Annotated in this window: 24 protein-coding genes and 1 pseudogene; 16 read left to right on the top strand and 9 right to left on the bottom strand. The window is 40.3% G+C overall.

The annotated features are described in order from the left end of the window. The first annotated feature begins 117 nt into the window (after positions 1–117). Complete coding sequence (locus AACL23_RS06120; protein ID WP_407079235.1) at positions 118–240, top strand: tail fiber assembly protein; 123 nt, start codon at positions 118–120, stop codon at positions 238–240. A 202-nt stretch (positions 241–442) separates the two neighbouring features. Here the strand turns inward: AACL23_RS06120 and AACL23_RS06115 are convergent, their stop codons facing one another. After that, complete coding sequence (locus AACL23_RS06115; RefSeq protein ID WP_339050722.1) at positions 443–1,798, bottom strand: hypothetical protein; 1,356 nt, start codon at positions 1,796–1,798, stop codon at positions 443–445. Positions 1,799–2,173: 375 nt separating this feature from the next. On the opposite strand from AACL23_RS06115, the gene AACL23_RS06110 reads away from it, so the two are divergent. Continuing rightward, a complete protein-coding gene (locus AACL23_RS06110) occupies positions 2,174–2,326 on the top strand; it encodes a hypothetical protein (RefSeq protein ID WP_158530988.1) in 153 nt (50 codons plus the stop codon). 430 nt (positions 2,327–2,756) lie between these two features. Beyond that, positions 2,757–4,235: a hypothetical protein gene (locus tag AACL23_RS06105; RefSeq protein WP_339050720.1), complete on the top strand. Its 1,479-nt coding sequence runs from the start codon at positions 2,757–2,759 to the stop codon at positions 4,233–4,235. A 302-nt stretch (positions 4,236–4,537) separates the two neighbouring features. On the opposite strand, the gene AACL23_RS06100 is transcribed toward AACL23_RS06105, so the two are convergent. Next, the gene (locus AACL23_RS06100; protein ID WP_193432605.1) at positions 4,538–4,852 is read right to left on the bottom strand and encodes a hypothetical protein; all 315 of its coding nucleotides are present in this window, start codon (positions 4,850–4,852) and stop codon (positions 4,538–4,540) included. Between the two features lie 423 nt (positions 4,853–5,275). Continuing rightward, positions 5,276–6,379: a glycoside hydrolase family 3 N-terminal domain-containing protein gene (locus tag AACL23_RS06095; RefSeq protein WP_339050717.1), complete on the bottom strand. Its 1,104-nt coding sequence runs from the start codon at positions 6,377–6,379 to the stop codon at positions 5,276–5,278. 423 nt (positions 6,380–6,802) lie between these two features. On the opposite strand from AACL23_RS06095, the gene AACL23_RS06090 reads away from it, so the two are divergent. The 7 genes from AACL23_RS06090 to AACL23_RS06065 all read left to right on the top strand — a co-directional run bounded on the left by AACL23_RS06090 (position 6,803) and on the right by AACL23_RS06065 (position 9,299). Then, positions 6,803–7,165 (top strand): hypothetical protein, encoded by a 363-nt coding sequence (locus AACL23_RS06090; RefSeq protein ID WP_339050715.1) that lies wholly within the window; start codon positions 6,803–6,805, stop codon positions 7,163–7,165. A 119-nt stretch (positions 7,166–7,284) separates the two neighbouring features. Then, positions 7,285–7,572 (top strand): hypothetical protein, encoded by a 288-nt coding sequence (locus AACL23_RS06085; protein ID WP_339050713.1) that lies wholly within the window; start codon positions 7,285–7,287, stop codon positions 7,570–7,572. 99 nt (positions 7,573–7,671) lie between these two features. Next, positions 7,672–7,878 (top strand): hypothetical protein, encoded by a 207-nt coding sequence (locus AACL23_RS06080; RefSeq protein WP_339050711.1) that lies wholly within the window; start codon positions 7,672–7,674, stop codon positions 7,876–7,878. 58 nt (positions 7,879–7,936) lie between these two features. Further along, positions 7,937–8,236, top strand: a complete 300-nt coding sequence (locus AACL23_RS06075) for a hypothetical protein (protein WP_339050709.1) — start codon at positions 7,937–7,939, stop codon at positions 8,234–8,236. Positions 8,237–8,433: 197 nt separating this feature from the next. After that, positions 8,434–8,541: a hypothetical protein gene (locus AACL23_RS10250; RefSeq protein WP_422389645.1), complete on the top strand. Its 108-nt coding sequence runs from the start codon at positions 8,434–8,436 to the stop codon at positions 8,539–8,541. Beyond that, positions 8,498–9,004 (top strand): pentapeptide repeat-containing protein, encoded by a 507-nt coding sequence (locus AACL23_RS06070; RefSeq protein WP_100096880.1) that lies wholly within the window; start codon positions 8,498–8,500, stop codon positions 9,002–9,004. Before AACL23_RS10250 ends, AACL23_RS06070 begins: the two co-directional genes overlap by 44 nt. Beyond that, positions 8,928–9,299 carry a pentapeptide repeat-containing protein gene (locus tag AACL23_RS06065; RefSeq protein ID WP_339050706.1) on the top strand — a complete coding sequence of 124 codons (372 nt, stop codon included), beginning with the start codon at positions 8,928–8,930 and terminating at the stop codon, positions 9,297–9,299. The genes AACL23_RS06070 and AACL23_RS06065 overlap by 77 nt, the downstream gene beginning before the upstream one ends. A 10-nt stretch (positions 9,300–9,309) precedes the next feature. Here the strand turns inward: AACL23_RS06065 and AACL23_RS06060 are convergent, their stop codons facing one another. Further along, the gene (locus AACL23_RS06060) at positions 9,310–9,795 is read right to left on the bottom strand and encodes a Mor transcription activator family protein (RefSeq protein ID WP_339050704.1); all 486 of its coding nucleotides are present in this window, start codon (positions 9,793–9,795) and stop codon (positions 9,310–9,312) included. Next, complete coding sequence (locus AACL23_RS06055) at positions 9,737–9,991, bottom strand: hypothetical protein (protein WP_339050702.1); 255 nt, start codon at positions 9,989–9,991, stop codon at positions 9,737–9,739. Before AACL23_RS06055 ends, AACL23_RS06060 begins: the two co-directional genes overlap by 59 nt. Before the next feature lie 324 nt (positions 9,992–10,315). Between AACL23_RS06055 and AACL23_RS06050 the strand changes: the two genes are divergently transcribed. Both AACL23_RS06050 and AACL23_RS06045 read left to right on the top strand, forming a co-directional pair. Beyond that, complete coding sequence (locus AACL23_RS06050) at positions 10,316–10,924, top strand: helix-turn-helix domain-containing protein (RefSeq protein WP_015873957.1); 609 nt, start codon at positions 10,316–10,318, stop codon at positions 10,922–10,924. A 433-nt stretch (positions 10,925–11,357) separates the two neighbouring features. Further along, positions 11,358–11,567 carry a hypothetical protein gene (locus AACL23_RS06045; protein WP_339050700.1) on the top strand — a complete coding sequence of 70 codons (210 nt, stop codon included), beginning with the start codon at positions 11,358–11,360 and terminating at the stop codon, positions 11,565–11,567. Positions 11,568–11,571: 4 nt separating this feature from the next. Here the strand turns inward: AACL23_RS06045 and AACL23_RS06040 are convergent, their stop codons facing one another. Continuing rightward, the gene (locus AACL23_RS06040; protein ID WP_015873959.1) at positions 11,572–12,033 is read right to left on the bottom strand and encodes a hypothetical protein; all 462 of its coding nucleotides are present in this window, start codon (positions 12,031–12,033) and stop codon (positions 11,572–11,574) included. Between the two features lie 328 nt (positions 12,034–12,361). On the opposite strand from AACL23_RS06040, the gene AACL23_RS06035 reads away from it, so the two are divergent. Then, positions 12,362–12,733: a hypothetical protein gene (locus AACL23_RS06035; RefSeq protein ID WP_100096875.1), complete on the top strand. Its 372-nt coding sequence runs from the start codon at positions 12,362–12,364 to the stop codon at positions 12,731–12,733. Between the two features lie 151 nt (positions 12,734–12,884). Then, entirely contained in the window at positions 12,885–13,148 is a 264-nt protein-coding gene (locus AACL23_RS06030; RefSeq protein WP_339050696.1) for a phage integrase Arm DNA-binding domain-containing protein, read from the top strand. Between the two features lie 551 nt (positions 13,149–13,699). Here the strand turns inward: AACL23_RS06030 and AACL23_RS10245 are convergent. After that, positions 13,700–14,357, bottom strand: a pseudogene (locus tag AACL23_RS10245) (IS5 family transposase); the annotation flags it as partial. Positions 14,358–14,619: 262 nt separating this feature from the next. Here AACL23_RS10245 and AACL23_RS06015 point away from each other — a divergent pair. Both AACL23_RS06015 and hemE read left to right on the top strand, forming a co-directional pair. Continuing rightward, positions 14,620–15,723 (top strand): porin, encoded by a 1,104-nt coding sequence (locus tag AACL23_RS06015; RefSeq protein ID WP_339050691.1) that lies wholly within the window; start codon positions 14,620–14,622, stop codon positions 15,721–15,723. 163 nt (positions 15,724–15,886) lie between these two features. Then, positions 15,887–16,957: a uroporphyrinogen decarboxylase gene (gene hemE / locus AACL23_RS06010; protein WP_339050689.1), complete on the top strand. Its 1,071-nt coding sequence runs from the start codon at positions 15,887–15,889 to the stop codon at positions 16,955–16,957. Positions 16,958–17,044: 87 nt separating this feature from the next. Here hemE and prfC read toward each other — a convergent pair whose 3' ends face one another. After that, entirely contained in the window at positions 17,045–18,631 is a 1,587-nt protein-coding gene (gene prfC / locus AACL23_RS06005; protein WP_339050687.1) for a peptide chain release factor 3, read from the bottom strand. Positions 18,632–19,207: 576 nt separating this feature from the next. Next, a complete protein-coding gene (gene rluB / locus AACL23_RS06000) occupies positions 19,208–20,074 on the bottom strand; it encodes a 23S rRNA pseudouridine(2605) synthase RluB (protein WP_171967848.1) in 867 nt (288 codons plus the stop codon). Between the last annotated feature and the right edge of the window lie 59 nt (positions 20,075–20,133).

Genomic DNA, 20,133 nt, shown 5'->3' with positions numbered 1-20,133 from the left:
GGGCTGTAGGGGAGTTTGTGTTTTTTGTTCATTATTCCCCCTTTTTTGATAACGTGAGTTTATCACCTGGTTTTTGTCAGGTGGCCAAATTAACTATGCCACTACAATGCGGCAGACCTGGGGGTGGCCACAGAGCAAGAAACCCAAACCCTCCAAGCCTGGAAAACCTATCGTGTTGCCCTCCATCGCCTCGACCCCTCAGCAGAAGAAATCACCTGGCCCGGAGTGCCGAAGGGATAGAATGAATCAGCCGTTTTTATTTGTTTGGTCTCTGAAAAAATTTATTGGCGATTTCTTGAAATGAACTCTTATTATCTTGCTTTAAGGTTTTTGAAATCGCTTCTCCGGCATGAAAGTAGGGGTTGAAAAGTTCGTCGATTTCCCTTACCGTTGAACGTCATGCAAAAAAACTTTGATACCAGTTTATTTACAGCCAGGTGCTTTAAGATTGTTCATCTTTATAAATAAAATCTGTCACTGTCACCTCCTTTAATTGAACAAAAAATGTTTCTGAAAAATTCTTACGCAAAAAAATCTCAAATTTTTGTTTGTCATCAATACGCACTGAACGATTGTGATTTGGATCAGAAAAAGTGAATATTTCTTTTCCCCCTTGCTTTTCAATAAGAATACTCATAGCGTGACCGCCCCGTTTTCCATCTGTTGCACCAATTGTTTTATAAACTTTTTGATGTTCTTCTTTATTAGCTGTCATATCACCGATAAACGATGAAACAAATGTCTCAACAGCTTCTTCACTTTGTATATCTTCTGGGCTAAGTTCACGCTTGGTTTCACCAATTTTGATGAAATTATGTTTTGTTAGATAGGTTTCTCCTGTATCCAGCTTGTCAATTTTTTCCTGCAGTTTTTGGATTTTTTTTTGTAGTAAGTTTACCTTACCAGCGTGTTGAGGATTGCCATGCTCGTAATACCATTTCAGTGGCTGATATTTATTGACAATTTTTGCAAGTTCCAAGTCAAGTTTGTTACGTTGTTTCTCAAATTTCATCTGTTTCTTGATGATTTTATTCAGTGATGAGGCCTTTATTTGATTACCAAATCGCATTGAAGAATCTAAAGTTTTTCCTTGAGACTTCTGTATTATGCCTTCCATCATGTGTCCCCAACAAATACCACCAGCGGTTTTTTTAGAATACCTTGAAACAGATTTAAGCTTTCCTTTACGCTGACTCGGCTGCTTGATGAGCTCCGCATCACATGTTTCTAGAATATCAAAGAGCGGCTTCATATCCTCCTTCATTTCTGCGCTCTGCGTTTTTTGGTGATTTCTATTTATCCATGTATTTTCATCTAATATTTCTAAAGCCTCATCATAAGTCATAAGGATAAAAGGCGTAATCGGTTCATCATAGTGTATTTTACCGGGATGTCGGGCTTCCAGATTCTCCCTTTTTATATCCGCCGCTCGCTTTAATTGTAATGTTTTTTCATGTGATATTTTTTCTCTTTCTTTTTCTAATTCATTTATTACCAATTCTATATCTTCGATTTCGCTTTTGCTTTCGCTTGTTGTAGTTTTTAATGAATTATGAAGATCAGTCAGCTTTTTTTTAAAAAATTTAATGTGATTATCAATCAATGCAATATTTTTTTGTTGAGCTTTATCAAGCTTTTTTAATAAAAAATTAAATTTGAAGTCGCTGATGTTATTGGCATTAATTAATCGCTCTGCAATATTAGATGCTTGATCTTTTAGATGTTCAGAATGAATTACGAATTTTTTTTCAATTGTAGGTTTTGTAGTATTGAAAAATTTTAGATTTATTATAGGCATAATGCACTCTTACTTTGATTGAAATAAATTTTGTAATTTCATTCAACATCAATCAAATCTGATGTTGAAATAGAAAGAATTTAAAGTGAATAAATTGAAAGATAATTTAATATATTGTATTTCTTTTAATCAAAAGAAACGTCAAGTAATCTTTATTTAATCAATTTTTTGTAAATAAATTACTTCAAATCTTAAGTGCACTTTTATATATGCCTTTTTACTGTTACTGACTTATCCGTTCGCTGGTTTTGGGCTGGCGCTGGAGTATCGACTCCTTTTTGAAGCTGCTCAAAGGGGCTGGACATGACGTAGAAAAATGGCGTCAGCTTAGTGCTGGAGCTGTGCTACGCAGGTTATTGATAGCCAGTATGGCATGTGTACTGGTATGGAGACGACAATGTAGCCGCCCGTCAGTTAATTTGTCGATTATCCGGACGACAACAAAAACGAGGACGAATAGAAAGCGCTCCAGCTCTGCTCGCAGGACTATCCATCTTACTCAATACCTTGACTTTATTAGCAGAATAGACCCCTGAAGAACTTGCTCATTTCGCGATGCTGGTTCTTAACCCTCCATGATCTGTAGATACCTATGATCCCAAGGCGGGGGAAATAGACTGGCCTGAGGGGCCTTACCTCTTTGGTCAAATCGAAGCGGGACGATGTTTGAGCGTTTGTATTTATTATAAAAATATAACTGTTTCGATATTACATGATACTGTTTGATTTATAAAAATCATTTTATATCAATCTATTAATTAGATGATTCAATCAACTTATAAGGCGTTAGCCATAATATTTAATAACAACAATCTTTAACAGCGCCATATAACCCGATGTTTTTATAAGTTATTTTTGACCACACATAAAAATGAGCGGTTTTTGCAATTTTTTTATAATTTAAAAAGTTAAAATACCTTAAATTTATCTAACAACATAAAAAAATAAGGTACGTATTATGAAGTTATTTTCATGTCTAAATTGTCTACGTTCCAATCGAACGACTAAAACTCCAATTGAGTCTCAAAAAGCAAAAACAGGAATCTGGCAACAGTTCAAAAAATTTTTTGTCGGGGTCAAAAACTTAAAGACGGATAGAAAATCTGTTGTGTTAAGTAGAAACGTTGCCTATTCAAAAGAGACCGGAAAATCAAGGGCAGGCGTAGCGTCAAACACGCTCACAGTCGAAAGCAGATCAAAAGAATTAGTCAATGAAATCAAAGGAGCAAGAGAATCATTAAATCTTATTTTAAACAGCACACACAGCCCATACGCCGAAGCCGCAAGAGAATACGAAGCAAAAGGCGGAGAATACTCAAGAGCAATCCAAACAGCCAAAAATACTGAATCTTTAAATGGAATAGAAAAAAGTGTCAAAGCCTGGACCCAGGAAATAAACAGATTACTAAACTGGCATTTGGATTCAATGCCCCCTAGCAGGAAACCAACTATCGATTCCTTTAGACAACGAACTGTCAGAGATGATGATGTGACGACACGTGGCACTAATCATACCTCTATTCAGATCGGGGATAATCATAATAGTACTTTAGTGCCTAATTCTTCTATTGGAAGTGAAGCAAAAACAATCTCTGCTGATTCTTCAGCAAAGCCTCAAGGCATTCTAAATATTGATTCGAATAATCCTGAAGAAATTAACAACTTCATAGTTGACGAAAATGGAAAATTAGCAAGGATTGCTGATTTGATTGAGCATCCGGGACGACGTCTTGCTGAAATAAAGTACGATTTTGGTATAGGAACAAAACGTATAGAAGAAATAAATAGAATAAATGAAGAACATAAAAAAATTACAGCTGAAAACACGATTTTTTATGACGAAATGGCAAAAAAATACGATCCAGAGAAAGCCATGGAGCTTAGTAATCAAAGAGATGAATCCAAACGCGCAGATGAACTTTTAGAAAAAATTAAAGGTTTTACGGAAAATGAAAAAATTTATCTACAGACAATAAGTCATTCATGTTCTGAATATACAGCAACTCTTTTGGCTCACATATTGGGTATAAAAATAACCTTTGTAGGGAAAACATCATGTCCTGATGATGATTTTGAACCAGACTTATCATCTGTCTTCAGCTCGGACACTATTCATAGTTATAATTCTGGAAATAATTATACTCTCAATAAAGATAATTTTATGGAAAGCCTAAACAAATTAGGTTCTATTTTTCTTGTAAGATCAGGAGCAGCTAGTTCTGGGCATTTTTTTGGAATTGTAAAGCATGACGGTGATTTTCATAAAGTTGATTTACATATGAATCAGATTGTACAACTATCAGAAAAAGGCAAACCAACAGAAGAAGCAAAAACGTTTTTCAATCAAAACTTAACGATCACGCCCTTCGACCTTGAGAAGCTTTCGACCATGCTGACAGCAATACAAAATTTTAGAGAGGGTAAACGTGAGCGATAGAAACATTATGTGACTGTTAAGCTATCCTTGCACTTGAAGGTTTTTTAAAATATCCAGTCGGTTGGCACTCCTTGTGATGTTGAGGAAAAATATCTTGATAACTCCTTGATTTCATTGGTATGCCCTACTGGATTCGAACCAGTGACCTACGACTTGGAAGTGCTGAGAGCCCCTTATTAAATCCCTCACTTATCGCATGAATTCTTTCTTATTGCCTGCCATCATGTAATAAAGGCAAACAATCTTATAAAGCCTTATTCTTTGTTCTGTGTCCCAATTTTGTCCTAGTGTATTTGATGATTTTAAAAATAAAAAATGGAGATAAAAGGAAAGCGTAATAAAACGTGTGCCATAAACGCGCCATAGCTTTTTGAAAGGGTTTGATAGGGAACAAAACTACCGCATACCTTATTTTCGTCGAAAATATCATGATTAGACATGTTTAATTTTTTTATCAAATTATCTTTCTTTGTTTTATCATGAACACCATCAATACTTTCAATTTTTTCAAGCCTCTGCTCATTTTCAGATTTTTTGTTATGATGAAAACCTGCGTAGAGTAAGAACCCGCTCGCAGGTTTGGCAACGGCACCCACTTTGCCTCCCAATCGGGTCAATAAATTTAAATCATGCTCATTCGTCTGATTGAACTACCTCATAGTCTATGGTGCCAAACTCATCACTCAGCTTAGGCGTTAAATGGGGTTCACGTGCGATACTGTCCAGGATTTCTTTTAACGTCATTCGTGTTGGGGTTTTACCCGGTTTTTGCCATGTTCGTGTCTTAAGCTATTGAAGCCCTTGTTCATGTTCGCCGCTTTACCCCGGCTCAGCATGACATCAGACGGCCCGATCATTTCAGGTTCATCAACGACATTAAGATCATTGTTTGATATATATTCAATAAACTTGAAGATGCGGGGCAAGAAAGTGCTATGCTCTTACATCCCCCGCCTTTTTGTGCGATGAGCGACTGCATTTTGAGTATATAATCATCTGCCACTATCAACAAAACTGAGCTACGAACTCATTGTATATCCTTATTGTGTGTCAATTATGTTAGCAATGTTTTTATCTACATCTGACAATTTCTTCTTGAGGTGTATTATACGTTGATAAGCGCTCTCAATTCTGCTGGATTTAATCTCGCCTGATTTTACATGCGCATAAATAAGATCAATGACATCTGCGGGATTTTGCCAAACAGGAGATTGCTGATTACTAAAAATCAACATATCGGCACCGGCATTAATAGACAGCTTTAATGCTTCACTCAAGCTATAATTATCCGCGATAGCGCTCATTTGCATGCAATCGGTGCTAACAATGCCCTGAAATCCCATCTCATCACGCAACTTTCCTTGTATGATAGCCTTAGACAAGGTAGCCGGTTTACCGCTGGGATCTAAATGACGATTAACAACATGAGCAGTCATAACAATCGGGCAGGCGTCCTTCTGAGCAAGTAGGTATTGATACGGTTTTAATTCTTTTTTCTTCCAGGTATCGGTGACATCTACAAAACCCAGGTGAGTATCACCTACTGCACTACCATGCCTTGGAAAGTGTTTATAAGCACAAGCTATTCCAGCTTTTCCATAAGCACGAGAGAAGAATTCTGCGCTCTCTTCCACTTTTTCAGGAATGCTTGAAAAACTGCGTTCTTTTCGTGCGATAAATGTTTCGGGTCCGTATAACAGATCAACAACTGGCGCAAAATTCACGTTGATACCTGAGGTTACCAAGGTTTCAGCCATATTTTTAGCTTGTTGTTCTGCTTGCTTAGCGGGTAATTTGGAAAACTGTTGTGCAGAATAGGTTTTAGGAAAACCATAGCGGCTGTTTAAACGATCTACGGCTCCACCTTCATAATCAACTGCAATAATTAAAGGATATGAAGATTCTGCTGAATTAACTCTATATTGGTCAGCTTCTTTAGCCATATTTTGCAATGCTGTTGTTAATCTCTTTAATTGAGCAGGATTTCTGATATTCCTTTGATAGGCTTGACGTTTTAAACCATAATCAAACAGAATGACTCCTCCAATCTGTCTGTTTTGAATGGCAAGAGCAATCGGGCTGCTGGGCTCTAAAACAAAGCCATCAAAACCTACAGTCAGCATTTGCCCTATTTTTTCTTTCATCGAAGTTTCTGCAATAGACTCCTCCTAGCGTTTTGATGGAAAAGAACAGGCGGAAAGGGCAAACACTAGCAATACACAAAAAAGTTTAATAGTAAAATGATTAAAAATAGACACTATATATTCCTCTATGCTTTTGTGACGAAGTTTTGTTGATCAGGCTATGTTTTACATACGCAACTGTATCAGGCCATCCAGACCTGTGCCGAAAACGCGGCAAACACCAAGTTATATCAAAAGGAAAACGGAAAAGACATCCCGGATACAGGGCAATTTATCTAACGCCTCGGATTAACAGAAAAGGTCGAGCGGGCCAATCAGTCCATCAAAGATCTTCAAAAAAAGACCTCATCTGTTTCCTCCTTTTGCTCATTAGAAATTTGATTTTTTTGTAAAAGCCTGTTTGCTTATTGGCTGAGAAAATAGATGAGTCTGTATGACGCGACATCCATCACGAGCCCATCCCTTCCAACCAGACTGAAAAACGATGCGATGCGATACAAAAAAATCACACTGCACACCCTCAGGCTGTCTGCGTTGACGATGTTGATACACAGTGGAGCCGGTTTTTCAGACCCACAGATATTTGATGGAGGACAACATGAGCTGACTCAACAGGTTTATTCTGACGGGATAGAAGCGAAGAGTAAAGCTCAAGTGAATAATCAACCAGGCCAGGCGCTATCCCTATCCAGCGGTAGAAGTAAAAAAACCGCCGTCAAAGCGAGCGGAGAGTCCACTGTCACGCTGGAGGGCGCTGAGGATAAAAAAATTTTAGTTGATACATAAGCAGCAGGAAGTTCCTATGCTTTCTGGGCGATAGAAAACTCCACCCTGACACTCAGGCATATGGAGATAACCTTGAAGGGTGCCAACGACACCGCGGTCGCTGTTCAAACAGGGGGAAAGTGGATATCGCGAACAGCACCCTCATCGGCACCCAAAATCAATTTTATGGTCTTTGGGCCACAGGAAAAGAGACAGAGGTCACGGCTCATCAGCTGAAGATAACTTCACAGGGCGCGGATAGTAGGCTGGTCAATTCTTACAGTGCCAATATTACTCTCAAAGACAGCACCCTGAGCAGCATCGGGCAAAAGACTCGTGGGTATTATCGCATTGGAGAATGCCAGGGTGACAGGCCATCATCTGGACATCAATGTAGGGGGGCAAGGTGCTCATGCTGTAGCAACTAACGGAAATGCAACGATTCATCTTCATGACAGCCATATTCAAACTCTGTCCACACCCCCTCCGCGGTGCTTTATTCGGACACAGGCGCCACAGACACGACCGTGACCATCACGTCTCTCCATGCCGCAGGTGACCTGATTGTGTCTGCCGGCGGAAAAACGAACCTGGTTTTCAGCAGGGTCGTTATCTCCCCGCCGGGCAGTGGTCATGCCATTCATTTTACTGGGACAGGAGGAGAAGTCGATTTAATGCCTGAACCAGACAGCCCTCTACGGGAACATTGTGGCGGAGGGTGTGTTCTGTCTTAATGAATTCAGCCAGTAAATTAATCCCGAAAGCGTTACTGAACAAAGGAAGTACAAGAAAATGTCTCAGCCAACATTTAAAGCAGAATTGAAACGCGAAGTAGCCCATCTGGTTATCGAACAAAATTACCCGTTTCGTCAAGGCAGTGAAGCCATGGGTGTGAGTATCATCGCCCTCCGTGATGGGGTGAAGCGGGCAATGAGCGAAAAAAGTGGACAAACTATTTCCCAGGGTAAAACAATGACAGCAGACCAACAACGGATTCAAGAGCTGGAAGCCAGACTCCGCAAGGTTGAACGGGAGAAAGATATCCTCAAAAAGGCTTCAGCTCTCTTAATGTCAGACTTTTACAATCGATAAGCCTGATTAATGACTGAAGTGAGGATTACCCTAAAACAGAATGATGTGATGTCTTTGGCCTCAATCGAAGTACTGACTATTATCAATGTCATCGGCAGAAAAAAGGCACCCCTGAACGTGAACGCCTGAAAATACGGCTGATGGAATGACACAGAAATAGCCGGGGCGCGGCAGGGTCCCGCACGTTATCGGCCGCGCTGAAGCAGGAAGGAGCGCCCGCAGGGCGCTCCAAAACAGCCCAATTGATACGTGAGGCAGGCATTGAAAGCAAGCCACGCCAGCTTCCGTATCATAGTTGCATTTAGTCGTTGTTTTTTTAAATCTAAACCGAGAACAGAAAACACCACAAGCAAAGCAACACAAGATGATTCTCAAGCAAATGGTTTATCTACTTCTACAAAATCAATAATAGAAGAAATAATAATGGAATTGATTGCAAAACATAACGAAGAGCACCCAGATGATTCACAACAGTATGATTCAATTGAGTACAAACATGTATTTAACGAGTTACGAGAACAAGGAAAAACAGTTCTAGATGGACTGCGTCTACCAGTAGGCGCAGACGTAACGAACACGAACTTAAATGAGTTGCAACTAATCTTCTTAAATGCACAGGGCGCGGATTTTAGGGGCTCAATCATGCGAAATACGGATATGTTCGGAGCAGACATGTCTGAAACGAATCTAAATGATGGACCTAAGCACAACAAAACTATTTCACGCTTGCTTCAGCGGGGCGAGTCTAGAGAACGTAAATTTCAGTGAAAACAAGTCTCTAAAATTCACTAGATTCAGTGAAGCGAATTTACAGAAAGCGAATTTCAATAACACCAAATTGCATTGTGCTAACTTTAAGAAAGCCAACCTGGAAGGCGCGACATTAAAAGGCGCGGATTTAACAGGCGCGGATTTAACAGGCGCGGATTTAAAAGGCACAGACTTCACTAACGCGGACTTAAGAAATGTGGATATGACAGAAGATGAGCTGCTTGCCAGTGGTGCGATACTCACTGGTGCAAAAGTAAACGTAGGAAACCATTTTAAATGGAAGGAATTATAAAACAAATAATTTAAATCATTGAAATTGGGCGTAGTGATTGTCTGTCAGATGACATTTGAGCGACACCTTCATCCAAATGACTCTGTTTCTGCCGAACCACATTCAAGACCTGCCGTCTTGAGAGTCCATATTTGAGGGCGAGGTGGTCGGCTCTCGAGCCGGTGAGGGTGCCACTGTGGTATTCCTGTCGGATGTGATGATTCCGAACGGCGCGAAAAAAATATTTGCTCGGCAGGTCTAAGACATTGCCGGCATAATGTGCACAAAGCCGCTCGGCATCCTGACCTCCCAGCAAGAGGGCCAATGGGTCGTTTGCCTGGATTTTTTTAGGAATGTACACTCGCGCACCGCCCATACTTTGACCTAATTTGCAGGTGAGGGCAGGGCCTAGGACGTCGGTCATTTCCTGTAATACATTCGGTAAAATAAAACCTCCTTTAAACACATTGACCTTTTCGTTGTCGATAACTGCCCCAAGTGAACGCCAATGTGCCACCCCCGCCTTCCTGCATCCGGTCCATCACACTCTCTCCGATACAGTCGGCCAGTTCGGTTGGGGCCAGATTGCTCAGAACCAATCCGCAACCTTGCGCCTTTCGTGCGGGCCAGTGCTCTGCATAGGTTTGACAGACGCGTAGGCACTGTCTGGCGGCCTGTGTATTCACCGGCTGATATGATTCAGGCAGACGCAAAACGGGGCGCCTGTTTGAGCAAGGTGTGCATTCGTGCTTGTTGGGCTCTGTGTTGTTCTCTGTGCATTCGGATTTTTATTTCTGCAATGGTCGTTTCAAAGCACTTTGGGTGCCACTTTTTTTAAATATAACCATCCCAAAATCGCTGACTGAGTTAATTTTTTTGGCTACCGGCTATGTTAATCGCATGTTGTATATGTATATTTATGGACATCAATTAACTCCTGCACCCTTTTTAGATAAGAGATAATAGCCTTTAGTTTATTAATTTGCAATTCTTTTGAGTATTTGACTAAAAATACCTCAAGTTATATCTTGAGCAACATGAATGAAAAAACATTGGCTGAACGCTTAAGAATGGCAATGAAGAAAACAGGACTGACACAGGCAAAATTAGCTGATGCAGCCGGCATGACTCAACCCAGTATTTGGAAATTACTCAATGGAAAAGCGCTCAGTAGCACGAAATTAATTGAAATAGCTAAAGTGTTGCGCGTTAGGCCAGAATGGTTAAGTGAAGGCAAGGGATTGATAAGAGAGAATGAAAAAGAAAATCTCGAAAAAAATATTTCTTATGATGATATTTTTTCAGTGGCTGTGTATGGGAAAAATGGTCCTACCGGAGAAAAAGTGTTGGTTCCTGATTTGGTGAAATCAAAATACTGCAGGGCTTATCGTCTTGATATCAACAGTGGGTGTGCCGATGCTCCGGCGGGGACGTTAATTGTTGTAGACACAGAAGAGATACCTGGAACAGGCGATTTAGTCTACGCTTGCATTAATGATACAATGTCAGTTTATCGTTTCATGCAAGGTGGCATGTTTGGGTTTTTATCTGTAGATGATTTAAGAATACCTTTGTTCGAATTAACATCTAAATCATCACTTATAGGTGTTTTGGTGTATCTTTCTCGCAGTCTTCGTCGAAGATAAAAACTTAAAGAAGGTTGAGCAACCTTATATTTCCCTGCCTTTAGTCGTATTATCTCTATCATAAAAAATCCTTTTTAAATATATATATATTGCCCATTCAAAACTGAGTGATAATTCAATTTATTGCTATTTATCTTACATTTATCATTTACTCTCATCTTTTCTGATGCAGATATAAAAATCTCTCAGATATCATAGTTATACTATAGATATAACCAAAAGTAAACTCAAAGATATTGCAATAAAAATATCTTAGGATATATTAATAAATAATACTTTACCCGCCTAGGCGGACGCTCTTTAAAAACTCAAAGGTATGCCGAGAAGGTGTACACCCTCACTCAGTGAATTTCGGGATGAGATCACGACCATATGGCAACATTAGTGAAGACCCCCTCATCACCCAAACCCATTGACAGGAGAATGCGTATGAATGCCAAAAAAAGATGCAAACTCAGACGGACCGTCCGTTGTCGAGAAGAAAGACAAAGATTGGAAACACAGTGGAGGGAAGAGCGAAAAAAAGGGGGGGGTTGTTTTAAGCGTACCTAAAGTGCTTTTACATCGCCCCACACGCGAATACAGCTTAGATAACCGAATGCTCTACAGGGTGTGGTTGTTTCGGGCGAAAAGTCATCGTTAAAGACTTAACGAAGATACTTCAACATCAGGCCGATAGACACCACTAAAAAGCCTATCATTCCGCCCATTTTGATCGTTAAACTTAAACCCAGTTTCTCTAATTTGTTATTCATATCTTTACGAATATCAGCAAACTGAGCATCCACTTTTTCAAATCGGGTATCGATATCCTTACGGACATCTGCAAATTGAGCATCCACTTTTTCAGACTGAATTTTCATATCTTTGCGGACATCAGCGATCTCAGCAGATAAGTCTTTACGGACATCAGCGATCTCAGCGGATAAGTCTTTTCGGACGTCGGCGATATCACGCTTCACGTCCGCAATATCCGCCTTCGTCGCCACATCAGCCACTTCATGAGACCTACGCACAATAAGAGATATTGCCCGCGCATGTTCTCTCGACATACCGACCGTTTCTAGATCTTCTGTTGCCTGCAATGTATCAAATGCCACCTGACCCATAGGGGAACCTCCTTTTTAAGACCAGTGTAACCGATCTGACGCTCAATCTGCAAAATTTAACATTTCGTTTCATTTTCCCCCTTTCATCAGGCGGGCCTGGATCGCCTTGTATTTCAGGAGTTTTTGATGAAAAAACACCCACATCGACGGGGTCAGCCAAAAAAACCGCCTCGTCATCCTTTGATTGAGTGGTTTATTCGCTTGTTGAAGCCCCTTAATCAAAGGAGGTTGCCATGACGTTGAATATTGTAGGGGCCTTTCTTTGGATGACATTGGCCGGACAACCTGATTGTTTCCCTAACACCGAATCAGGCTATCAAGAGATGGCATGACTTTGAATCCTTTTATTTACAACCCACAACATGCGAAAAGCTCTGCCGAGCTTGCTAACGCATTGCAATACGCAAGAGCAGATTTTGTGACACGAATTTATGACCCTAAAAAAGATGAGTTTACACCGTGCATGACCGAGACCGTCAATTTGACGTTCAACGGAATAAACAACAGCTTGTGTGAAAAAACGGGAAGAATTTTCTCCCTGTGTGGGGAGCATTTGATAGCGATGTTTGCCAACACGCCTGTCGCCAAAGAATTTCGAAAATGGTGTTTAGATATTCTCGATAAAGAAGTCGGAGTGCCAGAACACCAACCTCAATCCCCGGAAGTATTCAACGGCAACGACCTCAATAACCTGGCTTGATTCGTTTTGGAGATGAGTCACGGATTTCATGTTGACCACTCATGGCGTCACGGCATTTGGTTTGCTCTGCAATGAACGCTTTATTGGAAGCGGCGGCACATCAAACCGACAATACCTTGGCATCGACCTTATTCATGCATAAAAAACCTTAATGGAGAAAATACAGGGCCCGAACAGGAAAAACGGCCGGGACCTCTCTCCTCATCTGCATGTTCGTCATCAGGGCTACTACTGCTACCGAGACCCAAGGACGGGGAAAGAATATGGATTAGGAAAGGAAAAGCGAATGGCCATCAATGAAGCCATTTCCGCCAATCGGCAGATTTGTGACGCCCCTGTGAGCCTGACCGACAGAATCAACGAAGTGAAGGCGCTCTCGATGACAGAATGGATGGAACAATTTACAAAAAAATGACAGCAACGCTCAGCTTGTATCAAATCAGGAATGAATTTAGCCTTACTTACAGGTCAAAGACTCGGAGATATCGAACGAATGCAGTGGCAAGATATTCATGATGGGAAGTGGCGGCTTCAGCAAGAAAAAACAGGGATGAAATGAGCGATACCATTAACGTTAAATGTTGGAGGCGATTGAAGAAACGGAAGCTGATCGGCCAGGTTGCATAGTGATGAAAAAAATAAAGATTGTGCGCAAAAATTATGGGGCCACCCATCGGCGAATATATAGATCAATATCGAAACAGCAGAGAAATTGTGATTTAAATTCTAAAAAAGACAAAGATAAATAATAACATGATGACTCAATTGTGATTTATTGTGACTTTTTCATTCTAATATGTTGATTTTTTATTAAAAAACTGCCGTTATATATCCGATAGCTGAAATCTTTCTATTTAATAAAAAAGTCAATCGTTATATTGATATTTATGTTGAATAAAATTTTTTATATTAATTATGGAAAAAGGAGTAGGCTCTTTTAGCATATAGGGTTGCAATTCCTCGCTATTCTTTAATTTTTGCGAAAACATGGCTATTTTTATAGAGCGCCTTATCAAACTTTCGAGGGAATTTTCTATGTTTTCTCGGGTTATCACAGATTGCATTCCCTGCTCCTTCGCTTGCTCAATGATGGCATAACTGTCATAAACCCGTTCTGACAGTCAATAATCTCCTCTTAAATCCTTGAGCAGAGAGGTAGCCGCTTTACAATCCGCCACCGTACCCGCTGTTAAAGACCCTCTGAGTGGCATTCCGTGTGCATCGAAAATCAGGTTTAACTTGCCTTTTTTCACGCCCATTCCATCGTTATCGCCCACTGTTTCTGTACCATGGAGATGAATCTTTATGTACGTCGCATCCATCATTAAACACTTCCCATCTCTTTAAAAGTCAGCTCTGAAAGAATCGATATCCATATACCTTTGTCTTTCAAACGGCAAAAACGGCGGTGCGTATTTTTCCAGTCGCTGTGATCCGGCGGCAGATCCCTCCACGGAGCGCCGATTCTGAATATCCAGAACACGGCATTAGCATTAATAAATAAGCGACCTTTGCTATCCCGCCCCACTTGCCTTTCCTACCTGGCAGAAAAGGCTCTATGTCTTTCCCAAACACTATCCGTCATTTCATGCCGGCAATGCCCTAATAAAATTAATTTATTCATTTTTAAATAAAATCACTGTTTTAATATCTCGATATTATAGCCCCCTAAAAAAAGTTCCCTAAAATTAATATTTTTTTATACTTTTACGTGTTTTTGAGATAAAATGGTTTGTAATTAGTCTCGTTTTTAAACTAAATTAAGGCGGCAACAGATGCATTCTTCAAGCATGAATGACCCTGGGGCCTAGTTTTTAGCAATCGTTTGATAAAAGTAATTGTGCGCAATGGCAAGTATTAAAATAAAACTAAATGAGGTAATAAAAATGAAACGTCATCTTCTTGCAGTCATGATCCCTGTTTTATTAGCGTCCGGTACTGTAAATGCCGTAGAAATTTACAATAAAGAGGGAAATAAACTCAATTTATACGGTATGATCGATGCTCGTCATCAATTTTCTTCATATGGTGGAGAAGATGGAGATAAATCCTACATTCAGTTCGGCCTTAAAGGTGAAACTCAGATTAATCATGACATCAAGGCTTATGGGCAATGGGAATACGAAATCACAGCCAGCGATACTGAATCTCAAGGCAGCAAACGGAATAAAACACGTTTGGCTTTTGTTGGTATCGAGACTACATATGGATCCATTGACTACGGCCGTAATTATGGCGTTTTATACGACATTGCTTCATATACGGACGTCTTGCCGGTTTTTGGTGACAATTTCGCTATCACAGATAATTACATGAATAAACGGGCAACCGGTTTGCTGACTTATCGTAACAAGGACTTTTTTGGCTTGGTAGATGGGTTGAGTTTCGCCATTCAGTATCAAGGTAAAAATGAAAATGGCAGAAAATCAGATGTTTCTGATAAGGAAGCTTTTTCACAAAATGGCGATGGGTGGGCGGTTTCTTCTACTTATGATGTAGGCTATGGCATTGATTTTGGTGCGGGATATTCTATTTCTAATCGAACCAATCAACAAAGGAATTTGAGTCCAGGTAGACAGGCTCAAGCTTGGGATGTCGGTGCGAAGTACGACTTAAACAATATCTATTTGGCGGCGGTGTTCTCAGAAACCAGAAATATGACCCCTTATGGCAATGATAGTGATTTAAAAATTGCTAAAAAAGCACAAAATATTGAATTAGTTGCTCAATATCAATTTGATTTTGGTTTGCGTCCTTCTTTGGCCTATGTTCAATCCAAGGGTAAAGGTTTAATTGTTTCAGACGAAAAAACCACAAATAAAGATTTATTAAAATATATTTCAATTGCTTCTTACTACAATTTCAACAAAAATTTCTCCACTTATGTCGATTATAAAATCAATCTGTTAAAGAAGGATGATGATTTTAATAAGCAAAATGGGATTAATACCAAAGATGTGATTGGTGCCGGTATAGTTTATCAGTTCTAAATGAGGCAGAAACCCGCCAAGGTGATTTAGGCTTTATCCTCAACACTTAAATCCTACTATAAGGCAGAGTTTTAACTCTGCCTTTAGCTTATCTGATATCCTCTCTCTTACTTGATTTTTCAAAAGCTTCCACCTTCGTAACAGAAAAATTTAAGGATTTTTGATGAAAATCTTAAAAAATGACGCTTATATTCGGGCGTTATTGCGAGAATCCGTTGATATAACGCCTGTTTGGATGATGCGTCAAGCTGGGCGCTATTTACCTGAATACAAAAAAATACGAGCGCAAGCGGGCGATTTTATGTCTCTGTGTAAAAACACACAATTGGCTTGTGAAGTCACCCTTCAGCCCTTACGTCGCTACCCATTAGATGCGGCTATTTTATTTTCTGATATTTTGACGATTCCCGATGCCATGGGATTGGGACTTTATTTTACAACAGGCGAAGGCCCAAAGTTTCATTTTCCTATTCGCATGAAAGCGGACATAGAAAAACTCCCTATTCCTGATCCAGAAAAAGAATTGCGATATGTGATGGATTTAGCACGCACTGTTCGAAAAGAATTGGCAGGCACGGTGCCTTTGATTGGATTTGCAGGCAGCCCTTGGACAATAGCGACCTATATGGTCGAAGGTGGGAGCAGCAAAATCTTCAGTCGATTGAAGGCCATGCTTTATACCGAACCGGCCACCTTGCATCTATTGTTGAATAAACTGACTCAGACTGTGATCCTCTATCTGAATGCACAAATTCAAGCAGGCGTTCAATCTATTATGATATTCGATACTTGGGGCGGGGTATTAAGCGGAGAAAATTATCGTATTTTTTCATTAAATTACATGCATCAGATTATTGAGGGCCTAACGCGGGAAAATGAAGGTTGCAAAATACCGGTGACCTTATTTACTAAAGGCGGCGGACAATGGTTAGAAGCCATCGCAGAAACGGGTTGTGATGCGATAGGACTCGATTGGACAACCGACATTGGAGAGGCCCGTCACCGTGTAGGAGACAAGGTTACATTACAAGGAAATATGGATCCCGCTGTTTTGTATGCCCCAGCACCTATTATTGAAAAAGAAGTCGCCTCTATTTTAGGGGCTTTTGGAAAAGGAACGGGGCATATTTTTAATTTAGGCCACGGCGTTCATCAAGACACCCCCCCAGAGCACGTGCGTATATTTGTAGATGCGGTACATCGTTTATCAAAAAATGACGCTGCGTCAGGATAGGCTTTTCTTCAAATATTCTGATGAGTTTATTGTTTCCCGGGCTGTAAAAGTTTTTAACCCCTGTTTTATTCTTGTCATTTTTACATTTCACTGTTCTCGTATTTTTCTAAAAATGATTTTGGGATGACGTTCTTGAACCATTCGAAGATTGACTAAGGTCGGCGCCAGATAGCTCAGATGATTACCTCCATCTAACGCTAAATTGTTCTCGTTTTTCTTTGTAAATTCCGCCCATTCTTTCTTCTCATAGCAAGAGACCCAACGCACTGTGCAGATGTTCACCACATCATAAACTGCAGAAACATGGTATTCGTTTTTTAAACACGAAACGACAACATCAAATTGCAGTGCTCCTACAGCACCTAAAATCATATTGTTATTCGAAAGAGGCCGAAAAATTTGTACGGCCCCTTCTTCTGACAGTTGGATCAAGCCTTTTAAAAGCTGTTTCTGTTTAAGAGGATCGCTGAGGCGAATTTGACGAAATAATTCAGGCGCGAAATGAGGAATACCTGTAAATTTTAGGGTTTCACCTTGCGTGAAGGTATCGCCAATTTGAATGGTGCCGTGGTTATGCAAGCCAATAATATCACCAGGAAAAGAGTCTTCAGCCTGTGTGCGATCACCTGCCATAAAAGTGAGTGCATCTGAGACCATGAGCTCTTTTTGAGTACGCACTTGAAATAATTTCATGCCCTTTTTATAAGATCCAGAAACGATACGCATAAAAGCGATGCGATCTCGATGTTTCGGATCCATATTTGCCTGTATTTTAAAGATAAATCCCGTTAATTTTTCTTCTTCTGCAAACACCTTACGTTGCTCAGCTTCACGCTCTGTCGGCGATGGAGACCATGTCACCAAAGCATCCAGTATATGATCCACCCCAAAATTGCCCAGTGCAGTGCCAAAAAAAACAGGCGTCAATTGACCAGATAAAAAAGCGTTTAGATCAAATTTATGAGATGCCCCTTTGATGAGCTCAAGTTCCTGTCGTAATTGGGTTGCAACATCTTCTCCCAGGACAACTTCCAACTCAGGATTATTTAAACCCTCGATGCTCTTTATTTTTTGAATAGTGTGACCTTTTCCTGTTTGATACAGATAGGTTTTATCTTCATACAAATGATAAACACCTTTAAAATATCGGCCCGATCCCACAGGCCAAGTAATAGGCGAACAGGCAATTTTTAATTCTTTTTCTATTTCATCCAAAATATCTATGGGATCACGAATATCACGATCTAATTTATTCATGAAGGTTAAAATGGGGGTATGACGTAGCCGGGTGACTTCCATCAACTTTCGAGTCCGTTCTTCTACCCCTTTCGCGGTATCAATCACCATTAAACAGCAGTCTACTGCTGTTAAAGTGCGATAAGTGTCTTCAGAAAAATCCGCATGGCCTGGGGTATCCAGCAAGTTAATCATGCATCCTTTATAAGGAAACTGCATCACCGAAGTGGTGATGGAAATGCCTCGTTGTTTTTCTATTTCCATCCAATCGGATTTTGCGTACTGATTCGAGCCTCGGCCTTTGACCGTGCCCGCAATTTGAATGGCTTGTCCAAATAACAAGACTTTTTCTGTGATAGTGGTTTTACCTGCATCAGGATGGGAAATAATGGCTAGAGTTCTACGTTTTTGAATTTGTTTAATAAATTTTGAATTCATTAGGTCTAAACCTTAATAAACATGCATGGGCTAAGTGGTGAAAAGAATGAATAATTTCCCGATTATATAATTTTATTGAAAACAAATCTTAAACCGCTTTCTTTGTCAATGCGGGGCATATGATTGAATATTTGCCTCCTTACTCCCCTAAGCATCCCATTGAACACGCATAGGCTCACGCTAAAAGTAAAAGAAGAGAACTTCATTGTGACATCGATTCCTTGTTTGCTTGAATATATCAATGAATCATTTTTAAATCGCTTAATCATATGAGCCAGTCAGTGAATGTCAGCGCTGTGGCTGGATACAGGAAGGGGGAGAACAGATAATCCCCTTGGAATATCTCTTTAGGGATGACCTGGAAATTTTAACCATTCATTTTGGCACTGTAAAAACGCAAGGGATATCAAACCGCAGTGCCGCCTAGCTGATTCACTTGTTTTCAATATAGTGTCTTTGCGAAGGAAATGTGTTCACAAAATAATCGTTCACCGAGTGGCTCTTCTTAAGCTTCTCGACTGACGCAAATGATTCAGATTAACCCACGGACCCATGGCATTACAGTTTTCTTACAGGCTAATTTTTCTTTTTAAAACTCCGTGTAGAGGACATCACATGTCGTTTAACAGCGCGACGAATTTGACGAGGTTTAAAAAATCGCTGCTCTTTTTTTTCAATAAGCAGTGTATTGGTGATGTCTTTTTTTAACCCCACCAGCTCCCGTAAATAATGAATAGTACTGATATCCATCTCTTTCCATCCGCCACGAGGCAACCCTTTTGGCAATTTTATATCACCGTATCGTATTCGAATCAGACGGCTGACTTGTACGCCAATCGCTTCCCAGAGCCTGCGCACTTCACGATTTCGACCTTCAGTCAGAATGACGTTGTACCAATGATTCAACCCTTCACCTCCTCCAAAGGTGACGCGACGAAAAGCAGCCATACCATCTTCTAGTTGAATGCCTTGGGTGAGCTGTTTGATGCTTGGCTCATTGACCTGTCCAAAAATGCGTGAGGCATATTCACGCTCTATTTCTTGGCTAGGATGCATCAAACGATGCGCTAACTCTCCATCCGTAGTGAATAACAGTAAACCAGACGTATTGATATCTAACCGCCCAATTCCTATCCAACGTGAATCATGTAATTTGGGAAGACGATCGAAAACAGTCGGCCGGCCTTTGGGATCTTTTCTTGTGCAAATCTCACCCTCAATTTTATAATAAGCTAAAACACGACAGGGTATTTTTTGTGGTTCTGTAATAGGAAGTATTCGCCCATCCAGGCGAATTTGGGTGGAAGGCATAACAGAAACGCGATCACCGAGTGTGGATATTTTACCATTCACACTCACAAGCCCTCGTTGGATTTTTTCTTCGATTTCTCGCCGTGAGCCATATCCACTCCGCGCTAAAATTTTTTGCAGTTTTTCACTCATAAAAAGCCTCTGTGTCGCCTTCACAGGCGTCGTGATAAAAAAAGAAGATAGACTTAAAT

It is taken from the genome of Candidatus Williamhamiltonella endosymbiont of Tuberolachnus salignus, from assembly GCF_964019775.1.
Classification (GTDB): domain Bacteria; phylum Pseudomonadota; class Gammaproteobacteria; order Enterobacterales; family Enterobacteriaceae; genus Hamiltonella; species Hamiltonella defendens.
This window is presented reverse-complemented; position numbering and strand designations above follow the sequence as displayed.